The sequence below is a fragment of the Arthrobacter glacialis genome, assembly GCF_002909445.1.
In the GTDB taxonomy this organism is placed as follows: Bacteria; Actinomycetota; Actinomycetes; order Actinomycetales; family Micrococcaceae; genus Specibacter; species Specibacter glacialis.
On the sequence record NZ_PPXC01000004.1, the window covers coordinates 353671 to 371923 of the forward strand.

The 18253-nt window shown below is 62.5% G+C and carries 17 protein-coding genes, 1 tRNA gene and 1 other RNA gene; 10 read left to right on the forward strand and 9 right to left on the reverse strand.

All coding sequences use genetic code 11. The features are described from left to right. Positions 1-4: 4 nt before the first annotated feature. Positions 5-328: a DUF4229 domain-containing protein gene (locus CVS27_RS07190; protein WP_103465046.1), complete on the reverse strand. Its 324-nt coding sequence runs from the start codon at positions 326-328 to the stop codon at positions 5-7. 97 nt (positions 329-425) lie between these two features. Between CVS27_RS07190 and CVS27_RS07195 the strand changes: the two genes are divergently transcribed. After that, complete coding sequence (locus CVS27_RS07195; RefSeq protein ID WP_103465047.1) at positions 426-839, forward strand: PLD nuclease N-terminal domain-containing protein; 414 nt, start codon at positions 426-428, stop codon at positions 837-839. A gap of 404 nt (positions 840-1243) precedes the next feature. Here the strand turns inward: CVS27_RS07195 and CVS27_RS07200 are convergent, their stop codons facing one another. Both CVS27_RS07200 and CVS27_RS07205 read right to left on the reverse strand, forming a co-directional pair. Beyond that, the gene (locus tag CVS27_RS07200; protein ID WP_103465048.1) at positions 1244-3322 is read right to left on the reverse strand and encodes a PhoX family protein; all 2079 of its coding nucleotides are present in this window, start codon (positions 3320-3322) and stop codon (positions 1244-1246) included. 121 nt (positions 3323-3443) lie between these two features. Beyond that, positions 3444-4052 carry a TetR/AcrR family transcriptional regulator gene (locus tag CVS27_RS07205; protein ID WP_103465049.1) on the reverse strand — a complete coding sequence of 203 codons (609 nt, stop codon included), beginning with the start codon at positions 4050-4052 and terminating at the stop codon, positions 3444-3446. Positions 4053-4128: 76 nt separating this feature from the next. Here CVS27_RS07205 and CVS27_RS07210 point away from each other — a divergent pair, with 76 nt between their 5' ends. Both CVS27_RS07210 and CVS27_RS07215 read left to right on the forward strand, forming a co-directional pair. After that, entirely contained in the window at positions 4129-4620 is a 492-nt protein-coding gene (locus CVS27_RS07210; protein ID WP_103465050.1) for a cupin domain-containing protein, read from the forward strand. Between the two features lie 88 nt (positions 4621-4708). Beyond that, positions 4709-6151: a DUF5129 domain-containing protein gene (locus tag CVS27_RS07215; protein WP_103465098.1), complete on the forward strand. Its 1443-nt coding sequence runs from the start codon at positions 4709-4711 to the stop codon at positions 6149-6151. Between the two features lie 160 nt (positions 6152-6311). Here CVS27_RS07215 and CVS27_RS07220 read toward each other — a convergent pair whose 3' ends face one another. After that, complete coding sequence (locus tag CVS27_RS07220) at positions 6312-7604, reverse strand: MFS transporter (protein WP_243399935.1); 1293 nt, start codon at positions 7602-7604, stop codon at positions 6312-6314. Positions 7605-7723: 119 nt separating this feature from the next. On the opposite strand from CVS27_RS07220, the gene kynU reads away from it, so the two are divergent. The 4 genes from kynU (at position 7724) to CVS27_RS07240 (ending at position 11308) form a co-directional block, all read left to right on the forward strand. Beyond that, entirely contained in the window at positions 7724-8989 is a 1266-nt protein-coding gene (kynU, locus tag CVS27_RS07225; RefSeq protein WP_103465051.1) for a kynureninase, read from the forward strand. 176 nt (positions 8990-9165) lie between these two features. Further along, on the forward strand, positions 9166-9372 hold the full coding sequence (locus tag CVS27_RS07230; RefSeq protein ID WP_103465052.1) for a helix-turn-helix domain-containing protein: 207 nt from the start codon (positions 9166-9168) through the stop codon (positions 9370-9372). Continuing rightward, entirely contained in the window at positions 9369-10631 is a 1263-nt protein-coding gene (locus CVS27_RS07235) for a type II toxin-antitoxin system HipA family toxin (protein ID WP_103465053.1), read from the forward strand. Before CVS27_RS07230 ends, CVS27_RS07235 begins: the two co-directional genes overlap by 4 nt. Positions 10632-10678: 47 nt before the next feature. Further along, positions 10679-11308 (forward strand): TetR/AcrR family transcriptional regulator, encoded by a 630-nt coding sequence (locus tag CVS27_RS07240; RefSeq protein ID WP_103465054.1) that lies wholly within the window; start codon positions 10679-10681, stop codon positions 11306-11308. Between the two features lie 7 nt (positions 11309-11315). Here CVS27_RS07240 and CVS27_RS07245 read toward each other — a convergent pair whose 3' ends face one another. Together CVS27_RS07245 and CVS27_RS07250 are read right to left on the reverse strand one after the other, a co-directional pair. Then, positions 11316-12080 carry a LytR C-terminal domain-containing protein gene (locus tag CVS27_RS07245; RefSeq protein ID WP_165788186.1) on the reverse strand — a complete coding sequence of 255 codons (765 nt, stop codon included), beginning with the start codon at positions 12078-12080 and terminating at the stop codon, positions 11316-11318. Positions 12081-12174: 94 nt separating this feature from the next. Then, positions 12175-12474: a type II toxin-antitoxin system VapB family antitoxin gene (locus CVS27_RS07250; protein ID WP_103465056.1), complete on the reverse strand. Its 300-nt coding sequence runs from the start codon at positions 12472-12474 to the stop codon at positions 12175-12177. Between the two features lie 119 nt (positions 12475-12593). On the opposite strand from CVS27_RS07250, the gene CVS27_RS07255 reads away from it, so the two are divergent. Continuing rightward, on the forward strand, positions 12594-13481 hold the full coding sequence (locus CVS27_RS07255; RefSeq protein ID WP_103465057.1) for a Cof-type HAD-IIB family hydrolase: 888 nt from the start codon (positions 12594-12596) through the stop codon (positions 13479-13481). 20 nt (positions 13482-13501) lie between these two features. On the opposite strand, the gene CVS27_RS07260 is transcribed toward CVS27_RS07255, so the two are convergent. The 3 genes from CVS27_RS07260 to CVS27_RS07270 form a co-directional block, all read right to left on the reverse strand. Continuing rightward, entirely contained in the window at positions 13502-13981 is a 480-nt protein-coding gene (locus tag CVS27_RS07260; protein ID WP_243400083.1) for a glutathione peroxidase, read from the reverse strand. 92 nt (positions 13982-14073) lie between these two features. Further along, positions 14074-14161: transfer RNA gene (locus CVS27_RS07265), tRNA-Ser, on the reverse strand. 336 nt (positions 14162-14497) lie between these two features. Further along, on the reverse strand, positions 14498-14710 hold the full coding sequence (locus CVS27_RS07270; RefSeq protein ID WP_103465058.1) for a hypothetical protein: 213 nt from the start codon (positions 14708-14710) through the stop codon (positions 14498-14500). Positions 14711-14884: 174 nt separating this feature from the next. Here CVS27_RS07270 and ffs point away from each other — a divergent pair. Together ffs and CVS27_RS07280 are read left to right on the forward strand one after the other, a co-directional pair. Further along, positions 14885-14980, forward strand: an RNA gene (gene ffs, locus CVS27_RS07275) — signal recognition particle sRNA small type. A 71-nt stretch (positions 14981-15051) separates the two neighbouring features. After that, the gene (locus tag CVS27_RS07280; RefSeq protein ID WP_103465059.1) at positions 15052-18216 is read left to right on the forward strand and encodes a DNA polymerase III subunit gamma and tau; all 3165 of its coding nucleotides are present in this window, start codon (positions 15052-15054) and stop codon (positions 18214-18216) included. Positions 18217-18253 lie beyond the last annotated feature (37 nt).

Consider the following 18253-nt stretch of genomic DNA (forward strand, 5'->3'; position numbering starts at 1 on the left):
AGCGTTAGGCCTGTTCGGGTTCGCGGCTTGACTTGCGGTCGGCGTCCACCCAGATGTCGGGGTTCTCATCAACCAGCGCGTCCTCGGCGTCGGCATCTGCCATGGCACCGGATGACTGGGTGGTGGTGGCGTTGGGGGCAAACCTGTCGGCGATGACAGAAGTGGCGCCGTCGCGCTGCTTGCGCAGGAAGAGGAAGCTGACAACAAAAGCGCAGAGGGCGGCAAGAAGCGCCGATGTCATGTCGCTCAGATGCAGCACCAGGTAGGCGATCAGGAAGAACGCCAGGAACAGGACTGCACGGATTAGGGTGTATTTGAAGAAAGCCACCGGCCAAGTTTAGCCGGTGATTCTGGGTGTCCCCCCGGAACTTTTCTACAGCACGTTCCCTTGTGCCGCGGGCTGGTTCTCAACGCTAGAATGAAATATGCGTTATCTCCCAGTCATCTTCGGTGTTGTCCTCTTTATCTACGGGCTCATTGACTGCATCCGTAGTGAACCCGCCCATGTGCGGAGCATTCCCAAGACTGCCTGGATAGTTGTCATTGTGCTCCTGAACGTCATCGGCGTGGGCTTGTGGTTCTGGTTGGGCCGGCCCCGCTACGCTTCCGGTGCCGTGCAGCGGGTGGGCGGCCCATCCGCAGGAAACCGCGGCCCCCACTCAGCCGGCAACGCCGGCCGTTCCACAGCCCCCGACGACGACCCGGAATTCCTGCGCAACCTGGCTCTGAACCGGGCGCAAAAGCTCGAAGCCGAAAAACTGCGCAAGCTCAAGGCCGAGGCGGATGCACGCGAGGCAAAGCTCCAGGAAGAGCACCCGAACGACGAAACCAAAAAGTAGCTTTCTTTACAACTAGCCCGCAGAAAACGGCGAAAAATGGGCGATTCCACCCATTTTTCGCCGTTTTCTGCGGGCTAGTTCTGTTCGTCTCTGCCTATTCGTGGTTCTGTCTAGTGGCAATGGTGACGTCGTTTGTCTTCATGGTGGCGCAAGGGCGCCGTGGCGCTCATCTCGGCGGAGATCTGACACGCTACTTGGCGGTGTCGCAACACCACCCAGGCCACGTTCCTCGAGAAGTAGCTTGCCGCTTTCAGAAGTAGCCCGCAGTAGTGGCTGAAAAACACCGCAAAAACGCGTTTTTCAGGGCCCACGCCCGCGAGGGGCCCCGGTCGAGGGACGAGACCGGGGAGTGGGTGGGGACAACTGCGGGCTAGTTGTTTTCCTGGGCGCCAACCAAAAAGTGCCTAGTTTTTGCCGTGATTGCCCTTGCCGGAGTCCTTCGGGAAAATCTGCACTACTGACGGGCGGGGTGCACGCACCTGGCCACGCTTCGGCGTAGTTCCCTCGGCAACGAAGTCGGGGAAAAATGAGGTGTGCGCCGCATAGGTCCCGTCCTCGCCCGGGTGCTGCACGGCCACGTAGACCATGGATTCGTCGTCGTGAATGATGGGACCACAGGTCTCTGCATTGCGCGGCATGGAGGCAAACTGCTCAACGTTGCCGCGGTTACGCCCTTCCAGACCCACCTTGAACAGACCATCGTTGTAGCCAATAGTCGACGGCGCACCATCAGTTGAGATCCACAGGTTGCCCTGGGTGTCGAACGCCAGGTTGTCCGGGCAGGAGATGGGGCTAACCTTCGACGCCGGGAAGCCGCTGAAGTAGGTTTCCGTGTTCTTGGCCGGGTCACCGCAAAGCATGAGCAGGTTCCAGTTGAATGTGGTGGCCGTGGCGTCATTGCGGCGCTCGGTAATCTCCACGACGTGCCCGTCACGGTTTTCCGTGCGGGGATTCGCCTCGTCGGCAACAGCGCCGCTGCCCACGCCGCGCTTGGTGTTGTTGGTGCAGGCCACGTACACCTTGCCGGTTTTCAGGTTCGGCTCCACGTCCTCGCAACGGTCCATCTTCGTGGCGCCTGCCTTGTCCGCGGCCAGGCGCGTGTAGACCAGAACTTCCTGGATACTCATGCCGGAGATGGCGCTCTTGCCGTTGACCACCAGGGGCAGCCAGACGCCGGATCCGTCGAACGCACCGTCCGCGGGGACCGTGCCGGAGCCGTCGATCTCGGCCGCCGAATTGCCCGCGAACTGGGCAACGTAGAGATCGCCCTCGCTCAACAGGGTCATGTTGTGTGCCTTGTCATTCTTCTTGTACTTGTCCTTGGAGACGAACTTGTACAGGTAGTCGAAGCGCTCGTCATCACCCGAGTAGGCCACCACCTTGCCGTTGTCGGCGATGATGACATTAGCGCCCTCATGCTTGAAGCGGCCCAGGCTGGTGTGCTTTTTCGGGACAGCGTTGGGGTCTTCCGGATCGATCTCCACAATGTAGCCGAAGCGGTTGGGCTCGTTGCGGTAGTCCGCGCCGCGGGCATCAAAGCGCGGATCGTCCAACTCCCAGCCCATGCCCGTGGCGGCGTTACCCAAGCCATAGCGTCGGTCCTCGGCGGAGCTTCCATTGGTTCGGAAGAAGCCGTTGAAGTTTTCCTCGCCGGAGAGAATGGTGCCCCAGGGAGTGGTGCCGCCGGCGCAGTTACCCAAGGTGCCCAACACGAAGCGGCCCTCGCGATCCGCTACTGTCTTCACGAAGTCGGAGCCTGCCAGCGGGCCGGTCAACTCAAACTTGGTGTCCATGGTGATGCGGCGATTCAGCTGGCCACCGCGTACGTAGCCCCAGGGCTGTCCCTTTTTGTCTCGCTCCAGCTCCACCACGCTCATGCCCACGGCGTTGCGGAAGATATTGCGGCGCTGGGCCTTCTCGGCATCGTTGGCAGGGGCTGCGGGGAACATGATCTGCGGGTTGACGTACTCATGGTTGCAGACCAGCAACCCCTTCTTGCCGTTGGGCTGGCGCAGGATCTCCGTGTAGTCGTTGTTGTAACCAAATTGGCCGGCCTGTGCCGCGGGGGTTTGGTTCGCGAAGTCGAAGTCGGGTGCGTCCTTGAAGATCGGATCGCCCCAACGGATGATGGGCTGCCAGCTGTATCCTTTGGGGACATCGAAGGTGTCCACGGCCGCATTCACAGCCTTGATCGGCTCGAAGGCGAGCTTGCCGCCCTGACCCTTGCTCCCGCCGTCGTACTGGCCACCCTTGCCGTCATTGCCGCTGACCATGACTGCGGCGCTGAGCACGCCAGCTAAACCAATGCCCATCGCCGAGCGGCGCGAGAACTCTGTGGAGACGATGTCACGGAAGTAGCTGTTGGTGGAGGTGTTGCAGACGGCTTTGGAGCAGGCGCTGTCGCATTTGAGCATGCAGGTGACGGCGCTGCGCTTGCCGCGGGTGTGGCCGAGCATGGGCAAAAGTTTCTTCAGATCGTTCATGGCGAGCCTTCCTAGCGTGGGTGCAATGAACCCACAGTGGCAGGGCCGGACGACGCGTCGGAGGGGAATAGTTGAACTGCGGGTTAATGGGAAGCGAACCGTGGGATGGGGCGGCCACCCATCATTGACGTGGCGGGCCCACTTCCAGCGCCTGGCGAAGCAGAGCTTGGGCACTCCAACGCATAGACTCGACGACTTCCTCACGGGACAGCCCGCCAATGTCCGTAAGCCAGACCAGGGATTCAATGCCGGTGGCGCTGCGGATGGCCAGGACCAAGCGGTGAATTTGCGCGTCGGACATCTTGCCGCGCAAAGGTTCCAACGCTTCAGCGATCCACGGAATGGCCCTGCCTTGTCGCAGCGGAAGGTTACCGCCCGGCGTCGTAGGTTCCAGCGACAACCGGAGCATTGTTCGTTGCTGATTCTCAGTCTCAACGATCATCGCCGTGAACCTGACCACGACGGCGTCGAGCCGTTCCGTGGGATCGTTGCTCGGGTTGTCAGGCAGCATGGAATGCAGGGCGGTTTCCGGGTGGGCAGCTGCCAGCAGCTCGCGCTGTCCCGGGAAGTAGCGGTACGCCGTGCTTCTGGCCACCCCGGATGCTAGCGCAGCCTCGTCCACAGTGGGCGTCTTGCCCGCTGCAACCATCTCCCGGGCCGCGTCGACCAATGCGTTGAGGGTGCGGCGCTTCTGGCCGCTGCGGCCACGTTCCACATAAGGGGTTGACATGAAGCTTATGATACCGCAGTCTTGTTATGAGACATAAGTCCCATAAACTCATCAGCCCAATAAAGAGGCGAGTCCCATGGACACGACGAAGCAGGCCAAATCATTCATCCGCCAAGCCGGGACGGGTGACCGGCGATGGTTCTACGGGGGCGGCATCCACACGTGGCTGGCCAAGGCCGAGGAGACCGGCGGCGCATCCCTGATCTACAGCGACACCATGGAACGCGGCAAGGTGACGCCCATGCACATCCACCCCGAGACGGATGAGGCTCTCTACATCCTCTCCGGCGAGGTCCTCATGAATCTGGATGGCGTTGAAGAACGGCTGGGTGCAGGCGGCTTGGTCATGGCGCTGCGCGGCCAGCCCCACGCATTCAAAGTGCTGGCTGATGACACCAGCCTGCTCTGCATCCAAACACCCGGCAATGCACAGGCCTTTTACATGGGAGCCAGTGTGCCGCTAGATGCTGGCGACAACGCGTCAGGCACGGTTGATTTCGACCGAATTCGCGAATCGGGCAAGCTCAACGGCGGCATCGTCATCATAGGGCCGCCGCCGTTTGACTAGCTTCATCCCCACGCAGGTGGGAGTTGAAAGCGCTCCCACCATGAACCCACGTTTGCACAAAGCCGCAACAAAATGGTGGGCTGTAGCCATGAAGAAGATTCTGGGGATTCTGGCACTGACATTCTTGACCCTGTTGGGGGTTGCCCCGGCAGCCATGGCATCGCCACCAACGGACATCGTTGTGGAGGACACCGCGGGAGTCCTCTATCAGCCTCAGCTGTTGCCTGCGCTGGAGAAGATCAGCTTCCACTCCCCCACCAAGGTGGTCATCTACACCCGCAATGGCAACACTAGCGAGAACTTCAACGAGGAAGTTCTGCGCTTTGCCCGCGCCAACCACCCCGAGTGGATCAGTGCGGATGGGCAGAAGTGGGCCGACGGCCTGTTCGTCTTGGCAGTAGACCCATCGGCCCGCAAGGTGGGCACCTACATGGGTGAAGACCGCAAGGTGTCGTTGGAAAAGCAGGAAGCCATCCAGGAATCCACCAAAAATCTGTTCCGTGAGGCCCAGTGGACGGATGGCACCATTGCCGGGGTCAAGAAGGCCGCGAAGCTGATCAACCAGCCCTGGTACCAGTCAGCGGGATTCATCGTCACCACCAGCATTGTGGGCGGTTTGGCCGCATTGGGCTTTGGCACCAGGGCTGTGATCAGGTCCAAGAACAGGAAGAAGGCCGCCGAACACCTCAAGCGTGGCGATACTGGCTATTCCAGTGTGAGTTTGGCCCTGGACGTCACAGAACTCAACGCAAACACCATCCCCAGTGAGTCAAGCTACGGCGCCCTGGTGCTGGAGAAGTACCGCAATTTCAGTACCCAGTACCACGAGGCCAGCGATTTGAACCAGGAGTGCCACGCCTTCACCGCGAAGGATCTTTCCAAGGGAGCCAACGTCAAGACTGCGGCCCGCTATGCCGATCTGGCCCAGGAACTGGATAATCTGGATGACGTCATTGCGGACACCAACACTTTGCTCAACAAGTTTGCCGGCTGGGAGGGCGCATGGGACAGGCAGGCCCGCCCCCTGCGCGAGGACTTGGCAGAACTGCCTGCGCTGATCTCCCAGAGCGAGGCCAAAGGCCTGCCCAGCACGGCCGCGCTCGCATCGGTTCACACCCAAAGGACGCATGGACTTCAGCAGCTGGCCGCCGATTTCCGGTCCGGACTCATAACCCCGGAGGCCGCCCTGGACGAGCTGCGATCCATGGGGCAGGAACTGACCACTGTGCTGCAACAACATTCGCAAGCCATGATCGGCAAGTATGCGAAAACCGATTCCGAGAGGACCTCCATGGAAAAGGCCATGGAGAGCAGCCGCATGGACGGCGTCCGCGGCCGCGAATCCACCATTCTGGGGTCCGTGTACCAGTGGTACACCTTTTACCCGGTGCATGCGTTCAGCGTTGGCTACCTGAGTGGTACCAGCACAGTTGACTCCGCTCGGAGCAGCGCCAGTTCCAGCGGGAGCAGCAGTGGTTACGGCTCAAGTGGTGGAAGCTTCTCCGGGTCGGGCAGCTCCTCCAGCTTCTAGGACGACGCCGGGTCCCCGTCAGACGCTCTCGCAGGAATGGTGCCATTTAGGCGAACGCTATCGCCCTCACTGCGATAGCGTCCCCCTGCACCTGGCCATTGCTGCGAGAGCGTTGACGAAAAGTGCACCACTAGTGAGCGGGGGTTCTTCTTTGGGCCGGCTACTCTTTGAGGGCGACTGCATGTTCGGTGGCTGGCGGCGCAAGCGGACCCTCTGCGGAATCCTCAATGTAGCGTTTGGCGTTGATCATGACGGCGCCGGTCATCATCACCAGCAGGCAGATGCCCAGCATCGCGAAGGATGCGCTCCACGAGCCGGTGGCTTCGCGCATGGTGCCGAACAGCAGGGGCGCAATGCCCGCGCCGGCGTAGCCAATGCCCTGGCTGAATCCTGAAAGAACAGCGGAACCGTGGGTGGTCCGCGAGCGCAGGTTCACCATGAGCAGGGCCGTGGCGAAGGTGCCCTGGCCCAGGCCGGCGAACGTGACCCAGAGCCACGTTCCATCCAAGGGTGAGAGATACAGGCCGAGGTGCCCCGTGGCCCAGCACAGAGCAAACAAGGAGACCGCCACGATGGGGTTCTTCATGCGCGGCACCCACAGCGGCACCAGCAGGCTCACGGGCAGGCCCAGAATGGCAAAGTAGGCCAGTGCCGACCCGGCAGTGGCCGCGTCGATCCCCTGGCCCGCCAGGTACGGCGGCAGCCAGGTGAAGTACACATACGTTTGGGCGGAGTTTCCGGCCAGAAAGATGGCCAGTCCCCAGGCAACGGGAGAGCGCCACGGCCGCAGCTTCGGCACTGTGTCCGAACCTCCCGGGGCGGCACCAAGGTGGGCGGCCTGCTCGGCGGGGGACGCGGCGTCGCCCCTTTCCTTGCGGTCACGGCGGAACTGCAGGATCCAGGGCAGGAGCACCAAGAAACTCACCGATGCCCACATCCCAATGGACACCCGCCAATTGCTCAGCCCGGCCACCGGAACGGCCAGCTGCGGGCTGATGGCGGTGCCAACAGCCAGCAGTGTCACGTACCCGGCCGTCACCAGCCCAACCCTGTCGGGGAAGTACTTTTTCACCAGCGGCGGCAGCACCACGTTGCCAATGCCGTAGCCAGCCATGATCACGGCCGTGAACCCCAGGAATGGCCAGACCTGTTCGGTGGTGGTGCGGGCCAGCTGCCCCAGCACGGCAAGGACCACGGCGGCCACCAGCACCTTCTCCAGGCTGAGGCGACGGATCAGCACCGGGGTCAGCAACCCAAACATGGCAAACACCAGCGGCGGCAGCATGGCCAGCAGGCCGATGGTGTTGGCATCGAAACCCAGTTCACCGCGCAACTCGCCCAGCAGCGGTGGCACCACAGACACGGCAGTGCGCAGGCTCAGGGCCATGACCATGATGCCCAGGAGTGCTCCGATGCGGCCGGCCCAGGGTTTCTTCACAACAAAATTACTCACCCGATAACCCTAGCCACCTTCCATGGCGCCAGACGCCCATCTGGCCTTGACCGGGCACAAGAGCGGCCATAGATTGGGGATTGGCCCGCACACCTCTCCCCCCACGGCAAGGACGTCCCATGGATTTAACGCTCCCCATCACCAAGACCGCTTGTTTGGCCGCCGACCAGGACGATCCCCTGCACCGCTTCCGGGACCAGTTCATCCTGCCGGAGGGCGTGAACTACTTGGACGGCAACTCCCTTGGCGCCAGGCCTGCAACGTCCGCCCAGGTGGCCACGCGCGTCATGGAGGATGAGTGGGGCACGGGCCTGATCCGCAGCTGGAACACGGCCGGCTGGTTTGAGCTGCCGGGCCGCCTGGGCAACAAGCTGGCCGGCCTGCTCGGGGCCGGGGACGGAGAAGTGGTTGTCACGGACACCACCTCACTAAACCTCTTCAAGGCCCTGGCTGCTGCCGTCCGCATCCAGAAGGCCGCCGATCCGGCGCGGAAGGTCATTGTCACCGAACGGGACAACTTCCCCACGGACATTTACATGGCCCAGGGCATGGTGGATTTCCTGGACCAGGGCTACTCGGTGCGCCTGATTGACCATTCCCTGTCCCTGCCGGATGCTTTGGGCGCCGATGTGGCCGTGGTGGCGTTGTCGCACGTCAACTACCGCACCGGGGCCATGTGGGACATGGCTGCCACAAGTTCTGCCATTCACGACGCCGGAGCCTTGGCCGTGTGGGATCTGGCGCATTCCGCCGGGGCCGTCCCCGTTGACCTGCGCGGCGCGGGTGCCGACTTCGCGGTGGGCTGCACATACAAGTACCTCAACGGTGGGCCCGGCTCGCCTGCCTTCATTTGGGTCAGCGCCGCTCATCAGGACCGGTTTTGGCAGCCGTTGTCAGGATGGTGGGGACATGCGCGGCCCTTTGCCATGGAGGATTCCTACGAGCCTGTCTCCGGCATTGGCCGGTTCCTGTGCGGCACCCAGCCCATCCTGTCCATGGCCCTGGTGGAGTGCGGGCTGGACATCAGCTTGGCGGCCCCCATGGCGCAGGTCCGGGAAAAGTCGCTTGCGCTGACAGATCTGTTCATCGCCTTGGTAGAGGCTCGCCGCGGTGACCACGAGCTGGAACTCATCACTCCCATGGACCATGCCCAGCGCGGCAGCCACGTCAGCTACGTTCATCCGCAGGGCTACCCCGTGATGGCGGCCCTCATTGCCCGCGGCATCATTGGCGATTACCGTGAACCCGGGGTGCTTCGCTTTGGTATCACACCGCTGTACGTGGGGTATATGGACGTGTGGAACGCCGTGGAGGCCTTGTTCGACATCCTTGACAACAAGCTCTGGGATACCCCCGAGTTCTTGGCCCGGTTGCAGGTGACCTGAAACTGGCCGGGGCGGTCAGGGGCAGGGCCGGTCAGGGGCAGGGCCGGGCCCGTCCCAGCCCGGCGGGCTCAGCCGTACCCGTAATGCTCCCGTTTTTTCAGCACGATCATGCAGATAATCGGCGCTCAGGGCATAGTATGGTGCCACGAAGTCCCTGCGTGGAAAGGTGAGGAGCAATGGATGCTGCCGAACTGGGCGCCACCTTGCGCGCCCGCCGCAAAGCCTTGCACCTGACGCAGAGCGAAACCGCCGATCTGGCCGACATCTCCACCCGTGTGCTCAGTGACCTGGAAAACGGCCGCGAAACCGTGCGCCTGGACATCCTCACGGCGGTGGCCACGGCGCTGGGCATGAACCTGAACTTGACCGTGACGCTGGCGTGAAAAATCTTGAGCAGGCCAAAACTGTCACCCAGGCCGTGATCTTCAAAAGGGGCAGGGCCGCGGCTAGCTTGTCCCGCCACCCCAGCGTTGGCGTGGTTTTTTCCTATCTGCCCACCTATCTCAGCTCTGGCGGCCCGGCAATCGCCTCAACCCTGCCAGCCCTTGACGTCCCGGTGACGTTGGGTCACGGCAGCGTTCCGGCGTTCTTTGCGGGCCTGTTGCCGGAGGGCGAACGCCTGTCCAAGCTGCGCTGGGCGGTAAAAACCACCATTAATGACGAGTTTTCCCTCCTAGTCGCCGCGGGCGAGAACCCCGTGGGTGACGTCCAGATTCTGCCGGCAGGGCACGAACCCCAAAAAGTTCCTGCCCTGTTGACTGTCACCAAGAACATGGCCGCCATGAACTTTGGTGATTTTGCTTCCGTCCCCGGCCCCGTTGACCACTCTGCGTTGCCTGGCATGCAGGACAAGGTCACGGCCTCCTACCTGCATGACAAGGACCCGAGCCGCGCCTACATTCTCAAGTTCAACGACGGCAGCCACGCCCGCCAAGTTGAAACGGAATTCATGCTGCTGCGCAAGGCCAGGCAGCTGTCCATACCCGTTGCGGACGCCCGTTTGGTGTACGACGGCGTTGGGCAGGCCGCGCTGCTGGTCTCGCGTTTCGACAGGTCCCCCAGCGGGTCGCTGGCGGTAGAGGATTGTTCCCAGCTGATGGGTTTGTTGCCGGGCCGCAAGCATTCGGTCCCTTCCGAGGCCGTGGCCGCGGCCGCCGTGAACATGTGTTCCGCCCAGTCCCTGGCCGCCCGCAACATTTTCCTGCAGTTCCTCTTTGCCTGGCTTACGGGCAACGGCAATCTGCATGCCAAAAACATTTCCGTGGTGCAGCAACACAATGGCGAATGGTTGGTGGCGCCCGCCTACGATCTCCAATGCACCCTTGCCGCCGAGATTGAGCAGGGCTTTGCCGCGGGCGTTCCCGGCGGCATTTTGACTGATCTGACTGACGGCGACCCCTCCCGCGACCCTGGCATGGCACTGCCCGTGGGTGGCAGCGCCGGTAGCCGGACAGGACTGAACCGCAACGACTGGCTCCGCTTTGGCCGTTCCCTGCACATCCCCGAACGACTCGTGGCCAAATGCATCGACAAAGCCCTTGCGGCCTCCGTCATGACCACGGCGGAACTGCCCTTTGAGCGTGGGGTCAGTGCCGCCGTCGTCCGTGTTCTAGGGATTCGGCGCGCAGCCATCCAACGCTAGAACCACCCCAAATACTTTTACTGACGAATTGCCGCTAAAATGTCTCTATGCCACGAATAGCCGCCCCCACGAACGCGGCGCAGCGCGAGCAGACGCAGCGCAAGATCCTCGACGCCTTTGGCGAACTTCTGTTTACGCACGGCCTTCCCGGCCTCACCATGACAGATGTTGCCCGCACGGCAGGGGTGGGACGAACAGCCGTTTACAACTATTTTGCCGACCTGGAACAACTTCTGGTGGCCTACGCGCTGGATGAAACAGGCAAGTTCGTTGCCGAGTTGCGGGCCAAATTGGATGGCCTGGAGAATCCTGTGGACAGGCTGGCCGTGTACGTTCGCGCGCAGCTAGAGGACCTCACCCGGCGCCACCTCCCGCCTGGACCGGCCATGCGATCGGTGCTTTCCAGTGAATCGTTCGCAAAGCTGGGCGTTCACGTGGGTGAGCTCAACACCTTGTTGGAAGACATTTTGCGCACCGGAATGGAGCAGCGGTACTTGCCTGCCTCCGACGTGGATGGCTTGGTGCAGCTCATCCACGGGTCGCTGACAGCCAGCGCCTCCCGCCGCAACTCGGACACACCCGATGAGGACCGCATTGCCGCAGCCGTGAAGTTCATCCAGGCCGGTGTGGGCGCGGCCTTTGACGAGCAGGGCCGCCCCGTCACCGTGGAGCAATAAAGCAGAGCTAGGGCTTGGTTACGGCAGCCGCTGCAGCAGGGCTTGCGGGCTCGCTCGGCGGCGGGCTGAGGCGTGGGCAGGAGAGCGCACCCGGAGTTTGGTCCACCTTGGGCGCGGCCACAAGATCATTGAATTGGCTGGTCAAGATGATGTCCACGCTGGCATCTTCGCGATTATCCTGCACATACTCAGAACCGCCCTGTGTTGCGGCAAAATTGCGCTGCATATTGAAGGCGGAAGCATGCCCCTTGGCGCCTGAAACAATCACCACTGGCGTTAAATACTCGGATCTTGCATTGCCAATAACGCCCACTGCGAAGCCTCGCTGCACGAGTTCCTGCGCCACGGCCCCGGCCCTGCCCTCGGCGGCACCTCCGTTGTAAACATTGACCCTGACGTCCTTGTTGGCAGGGTAGTCCAAAGTCTCACCCGGACATGTGACGGGTGTGGGAGTGGGTTTGCCCGCACCAAATTTCAGCTCCATTTCACCGCGCTGAACCATCCCGGCCAGGACCAGCCCGGTAGCCACCAGAGCCAGCAGCAGGACCAAAATCACGCCGTGGGCAATGCGGCGGCGAACCGTACTGCTGGGAAATTCCGGGGTTTCCGGCTCGGGGAAGGCCTCGGCCAAACCCTTGGAGTCCACAATATGGTGCCCGTGCCAGGAATTGATGTCTTTTTCTTTTTTGCGTTTCTGGCGAAGTTCATAGGCAGCGTCCTTGGCCTGGCGCTTCTCTTCGCGGGCAGCCTTGCGCCGCTGTCTGGCCGTCATCAACACATCATCGTGGAGGGCCTTACCTGGGAAGTGCCGGGGCGGGGGCGGAATGCGGTCAGCGGATTCACCTGGTGGCGGCTCCGCAGGGAGCCTAGTCATCTATCACCAACACTCGGGCGTGCAGTATGGTCCGCTGGTGCAGGGCCGTGCGGACAGCCCGGTGCAGGCCATCCTCCAAATACAAGGTGTCACGCCATTGCACCACGTGCGGGAACAGGTCGCCGAAGAACGTTGAGTCCTCGGCCAGGAGAGCCTCAAGGTCCAGTTGTGCCTTGGTCGTGACGAGTTCGGCCAGCCTGACTTGGCGCGGCGGAACGCTGGCCCAGTCCTTGGGCGTGATGTGGCCATGGTCCGGATACGGGCGTTTGTCGCCAACAGCTTTGAAGATCACTCCTTCAGACTAGGGACTGTGAGGCCCTAAAGGAACTGACCGCGCTGTGGGCGTAACGTCGTGTTGCCAAAAGGTTACGCAAAGTGGCTCTTCCACGGCTTGTCCTGGGACTATGGGGCATGACACTTTTGCAACCCCCACTTGCCCTGCTCCTCGATGTTGACGGCCCCCTGGCCAGCCCCGTGACACGGCAAGTGACCCCCGGCATTATTGCGGACTTGATTGATCTGGTGCGCCGCAACATTCCCGTGGTATTCAATACCGGCCGCTCGGATGCCTTTATTACGGAGCAGCTCATGCGGCCCATGCTGGAAGCCGGGCTGCCGGATGGTTCTGTGGTTCACGCCATTTGTGAGAAGGGGGCTGTCTGGTTTAGTTTCACCCCGAGCGGGCCCGGGCCCATCCACGTGGACAGGGAACTTGCCATGCCCACGGCTTTTGGCGACGACATACGTGAGCTCGTGGCGCGTTCCTACGCCGATCACATGTTCTTCGACGAGACCAAGCGGGCCATGGTCTCGGTGGAGCAGCACATTGAGGTTGAGAGCGGAAGCTATTTGGCGGAGCAGGTAAAGTTCGACGACGATGCCCTGGCTTTGCTGGCAACCCACGACTTGGGTGCCACCCGCCTTGAGCACCGGGCACCGGCGTCGTCCGGGAGCGTGGACTACCGGGTTGACCCGTCCATCATCTCCACTGACATTGAATCAGTTCGCCTGGGCAAGGACCTGGGCGCCAGCCGGGCGGTGGAACTGCTGGCCGTCCAAGGCATTGTTCCGCAGTCGTGGCGCACAGTGGGAGATTCCCGCACCGACTACGCCATGGCCGATTGGCTGCACCACCACGATCACCACGTCATCCACGTTGACGTTCGCCCGGCCGACGGCGTGCCCAGCAAGCCGTACACGATCCAGACCGCCGCTGACCTCAACTTGGGCGAGGGAGTAGTCAACGACTTCTCCGGGGCGGCATTCCTGCAGCACTGGCTGGACGAGCTGGCCCGGTAGCTTTTTCGGCAGCGATGGGTCTAGCTCAGTGCCGCTTCCACGGCAGCACGCAGCTCGGGTGAGTCAGGCGTGACTGAAGATGAGAAGCGCTCCAGCACGGCGCCGTCGTGCGCGATCAGGAATTTTTCAAAATTCCAGGCGATGGGTTCGTCACCAAGGCTGGTCAACACGGCGTAGAGCGGGTGCGCTTGGGGGCCGTTGACATCGGTTTTGGTGGCGAGCGGGAAGGTCACGCCAAAGTTCTTGCGGCAGAACTCCACGATTTCCTCCTGCGTGCCCGGTTCCTGTCCACCAAATTGGTTGCACGGCACACCCACCACAGTCAGGCCCTGCGAGCGGTACTTCTCATGGAGGGACTCGAGGGCGTCGTATTGGCTGGTGAAGCCGCATTCTGAGGCCACGTTGACCAGCAAAACGGCTTTCGCGGCCAGCTGTGACAATGACTTTTCGGTCCCGTCGCTCAAGGCGAGGGGGATGCTGTTCAGGGTTTCTGTAATCACAGGCCGAGTCTATCCGGCGCAGCTGAAGGCTTGGGCGGGCATTGACTTAAACTACAAAAGGCCCGGAATCATCATGATTCCGGGCCTTTCATTGGCGGAGGATGGGGGATTTGAACCCCCGAGGGCGTTAACCCAACACGCGTTCCAGGCGTGCGCCATAGGCCGCTAGGCGAATCCTCCAGCTTGCCGTGCAGAACACGGCAGGTTCAAGAGTACCTGACAAAGTGCCCAACTCGCGAATCGAGTGTCCGGGGCCTGAGAATACGCGGCAAATAGGGCAATTCCGGGCAAGAAATAAGGGCAGTTCGGCCCCGTTCAAGCCTCACCACCCTTACTCCCCCATGCGGTCATTGCGGAAGGCAGACCACTTGCAAAGGATTGGGCACTCAAAGCACCCCCCCATACAGCCATCGTCGGCGCTCTATTCCGCGACGGCGGTACATTTCAAACTTTACAACATTGTCACACGCACGTGACATTCCTCACGTCTTCTTTACGTCATGAAGCCCGTTGCCGTTAGTGCCCCGCACGCATGGCCAGAACCGCGGTGACGAAACCCGCCAACGCAAAGCCGGCCGCAAGCATCCACAGCAGAAACGTCTGGCCGGCATGATGTCGGGTGCGTTGGGTTGAGTTAGTGGAGAACACTTCGATGCGGGTCAGGGCAAGAATCCCCGCACCGAAGGCCAGCACCCAAAAAAACCATTCAAAGAATCCAAATCCCAACATGGTGACTCGCTCCTTCATGGGCCAGGCCGCGCAAGGGCAAAAGCGCGCCGGGACCAGCTTGGCTTTAGCGTCATTGCCCCTTCTGGCGAACGTATCACCGTGGCCGCAAAATTGAAATGGTCCACAGGGTGCCGCGCGGATTCGCCCGTGCCGCCACAGTCAGGTAAGCTAATTCCCGGCCCCTCATGTGGCGTCACCCTGTGAACTCCCCCAGGACCGGAAGGTAGCAAGGGTAAGCGGGCTCTGGCGGGTGCATGGGGGGTCTTTATTTATCCCCAGATGCGCCCCAAACGCCGCATCCATGCGGCAATTTGTCAGGCGGATTAGATAGGGTTTCAACTGTGAGCGCACCAACAGCCCTGTATCGCCGGTACCGTCCCGATTCCTTTGCGACCGTCATTGGCCAAGAGCATGTCACTTCCCCCTTGATGACTGCCCTGGATAAGAACCGCGTCAACCACGCGTACCTGTTTTCCGGCCCTCGCGGCTGCGGTAAGACCACCTCCGCGCGCATCCTTGCCCGCTGCCTCAATTGCGCCCAGGGCCCCACCTCACATCCCTGCGGGACCTGCGAAAGCTGCGTGGAATTGGCCCGCGGCGGCACCGGCTCCCTGGATGTCATTGAAATTGACGCAGCCAGCCACGGTGGCGTTGACGACGCCCGCGACCTTCGCGAACGCGCCACTTTTGCCCCCATCAGGGACCGCTACAAAATTTTCATCATTGATGAGGCCCATATGGTCACCTCGGCGGGTTTTAACGCGCTGTTGAAGATTGTTGAAGAGCCGCCGGAGCACATCAAGTTCATCTTTGCCACCACGGAACCTGACAAGGTCATTGGCACCATCCGCTCGCGCACCCACCATTACCCCTTCCGACTGGTGCCGCCCGAGCCTCTCATGGCGTATTTGGCGCAGTTGTGCGAACAAGAGAATGTGCCCGTGGCCCCCGGTGTTCTCTCACTGGTGGTGCGTGCCGGCGGCGGATCAGTGCGTGACTCACTGTCAGTTCTTGACCAGTTGATGGCCGGCGCTGGCGCTTCCGGGTTGGACTATGACCTGGCTGTTGACCTGCTGGGATACACCCACGCCTCACTCCTTGACGACGTGGTGGAAGCGCTGGCCGCCTCCGACTCGGCAACCGTTTTCAAATCGGTGGACAGGGTCATCCAGACCGGCCACGACCCCCGCCGTTTTGTGGAAGACCTCCTGGAGCGTTTCCGCGACCTCATCATTGTTCAGGCAATGCCCGAGAGCGCCCACGCAATCCTGCGCGGCACCCCCGAAGAGCTGATTGCTCGCATGCAGTCGCAGGCCGCCCAGCTTGGTGCCGCCGAGCTCTCCCGTGCCGCAGACGTCACCAATGCTGCGTTCAACGAAATGACCGGCGCCACCTCGCCGCGGCTGCACCTGGAATTGCTGGGCGCACGCCTGCTCCTGCCGGGCGCCGATTCCTCCACACGCGGCATGGCCACCCGGCTTGAGCAGCTGGAACGGCGCCTGAACTATGCTGGCACCGCCGCTGCAGCCCCCGCTTCTGCCGCCCCCATGGCTGCCGCTCCGGAGCGAGATGCTCCTTCCCAACGTTCGACGCCGGCCCCCACCTACGCTGACCCGTCCCACTCCGACCCCGCCGCCTCAAGCGGTGGCTTGGCCGCCGTACGGGCACAATTGGCGCGTGCCAAGGAAGCAGCTGGCGCCGAAGTGGCCGCCCGCCAAACTCCGGTGCAGTCTCCTACGCCGGCCCCTGCGGAAACTCCCGCGGTGGAGGCACCCCCCGCGGCAGCTGCCCCGACGGTAGAGCAGATTCCGCAGCCAATGGTGGCGCAGCACCAGGCACCCCCCGCTGCAGTTACTGAGCCCGTTCGGTCAGCTCAAAGCGCCGCTGCGGCGCAGTCCTGGGACAGCGCCCCCACACCTGCTGCCAAGGTTGCGGCTGCCGCACAGCAGCCGCAACCTGCCGCATCCAGTGAGCCGCAATCCGATGCGCCCCCCAGCGGCGCATCCGGCGGAGGTACCTCCAACATTGAGATCATCCGCCGCGCCTGGCCGGAGATCCTTGGTGCACTGCGCAACATCCGCATGGCGTCCTGGGTCATCGTCAATCAGAACGTGGTGCCGCAAACCTTTGACGGCCAAGAACTCCGTGTGGGGCTTCCATCCGCCGGCCTGATCAGCACTTTCACCAACAGTGGCCACCTGGAGAATCTGCAGCAGGCCATCAATCAGGTGCTGGGCATGACCATTGCGATCATGCCTGCCGCCGGCGATGCGCCGAAGGCGAGCGCTGAGCCAAACCCAAAAGTTCAAACTGGTAATCAGCCTGCAGCACCCCGGAGTGGTCGCGGCACAAACACTGGCGCCACGGCTCCGCTATGCGACGCCCCAGCACCGGCACCGTCTGCTCCGCCTCAGACGCTCCCTGCCCCAGCAGCGTCCGCCCCGGCACCCTTGGATGCGTGGGGTCTTCCGGCTGCACCCGTGGCAGCGCCGCAGATTCCGGCAACCGCTGCGCCTGTGCCTGCCCAGACCGCACCAACATCGCAGCCACAGCCAGCTCAGGCTCCATTGGCTGACTCTGTGCCGACCACTGTTGCGTCAGCACCAGCGCAGTCGGCGCCCACAGAGGAGCCGGCGTACTGGGACGGTCCCAGTGAACCCAGTGACCCCTGGGATGAGCCGCACCCGGATTCGTATCCACCGGCCGATCCCTATCCGGATCAGTTCACGGAAACAGCTCAATCGTCGGCCTCGCTGCCGGAACACCAGGCACCGTCGGCGCAGCCAGCGGCTGCAGCACCGCAAGCCCACACTGTGCCACGGGTTTCACCCATTGCTGCCTGGACCACCGGCTGGGATGCGCCGGCTGCCGCCGAAGAGCCCGCCACCCAGGCGCCGGCGCAAGTCGAGGCCCCCAAACGAAGCGCTCTCTTGGCTGCGCAAATGTCACAAGCGGCCCCGCAGGACTGGGGCGTATCGCTGGGAGCGCCCGCACGAACCGACGTGGCAGACCCGGGGTGGGGCAGCATGTCCAACGCCCCTGACTGGGCGCAGACCGAATCGTCCGCCGCGCCAACAGATACGCCAACAGATACGCCAGCAGAGACTCCAGCGGCGGCGCCTGCAGACACAGCAACTTCGGCGCCTGCCGACCCTGCTGAACCCGCAATTGCTGTGCCGATCGCACCCGCGCCAGCTGCACCCCCTGCAACCGCCGCCCCCGAAACCCCCGCGCAAGCAAGCGTCCCAGCTCAGGAGGCTCCGGCGTCGAACATTGACAATGGTGGGGCCAAAATGAGCAGGTACCAGCGCCTGGCCACGAGCCCCGAAGCCCAGGCGGCCCGCGCCCAGGCACCCGCGGTGATGGCGCAGACTCCCTATGTGGAGGACGTCCCCAGCCCGGATGACGTCACCATTGAGGAATCCGGTGTAGTGGGCCAAGCCGCGGTGGAGCGTATTCTGGGCGGAGTGCTCATTGAGGAACGCCCGCTCAACGCGTCGCACTAAACGAGCTCGGCGCCACCACCATTTTTGAACCAATAGA

What these genes read in the sequence shown, in the direction of transcription:
- CVS27_RS07195 (WP_103465047.1), top strand. Translation starts at nt 426, where the DNA reads ATGCGTTATCTCCCAGTCATCTTCGGTGTTGTCCTCTTTATCTACGGG.
- CVS27_RS07200 (WP_103465048.1), bottom strand. Translation starts at nt 3,322, where the DNA reads ATGAACGATCTGAAGAAACTTTTGCCCATGCTCGGCCACACCCGCGGC.
- CVS27_RS07205 (WP_103465049.1), bottom strand. Translation starts at nt 4,052, where the DNA reads ATGTCAACCCCTTATGTGGAACGTGGCCGCAGCGGCCAGAAGCGCCGC.
- CVS27_RS07210 (WP_103465050.1), top strand. Translation starts at nt 4,129, where the DNA reads ATGGACACGACGAAGCAGGCCAAATCATTCATCCGCCAAGCCGGGACG.
- CVS27_RS07215 (WP_103465098.1), top strand. Translation starts at nt 4,709, where the DNA reads ATGAAGAAGATTCTGGGGATTCTGGCACTGACATTCTTGACCCTGTTG.
- kynU (WP_103465051.1), top strand. Translation starts at nt 7,724, where the DNA reads ATGGATTTAACGCTCCCCATCACCAAGACCGCTTGTTTGGCCGCCGAC.
- CVS27_RS07230 (WP_103465052.1), top strand. Translation starts at nt 9,166, where the DNA reads ATGGATGCTGCCGAACTGGGCGCCACCTTGCGCGCCCGCCGCAAAGCC.
- CVS27_RS07240 (WP_103465054.1), top strand. Translation starts at nt 10,679, where the DNA reads ATGCCACGAATAGCCGCCCCCACGAACGCGGCGCAGCGCGAGCAGACG.
- CVS27_RS07245 (WP_165788186.1), bottom strand. Translation starts at nt 12,080, where the DNA reads ATGACGGCCAGACAGCGGCGCAAGGCTGCCCGCGAAGAGAAGCGCCAG.
- CVS27_RS07255 (WP_103465057.1), top strand. Translation starts at nt 12,594, where the DNA reads ATGACACTTTTGCAACCCCCACTTGCCCTGCTCCTCGATGTTGACGGC.
- CVS27_RS07270 (WP_103465058.1), bottom strand. Translation starts at nt 14,710, where the DNA reads ATGTTGGGATTTGGATTCTTTGAATGGTTTTTTTGGGTGCTGGCCTTC.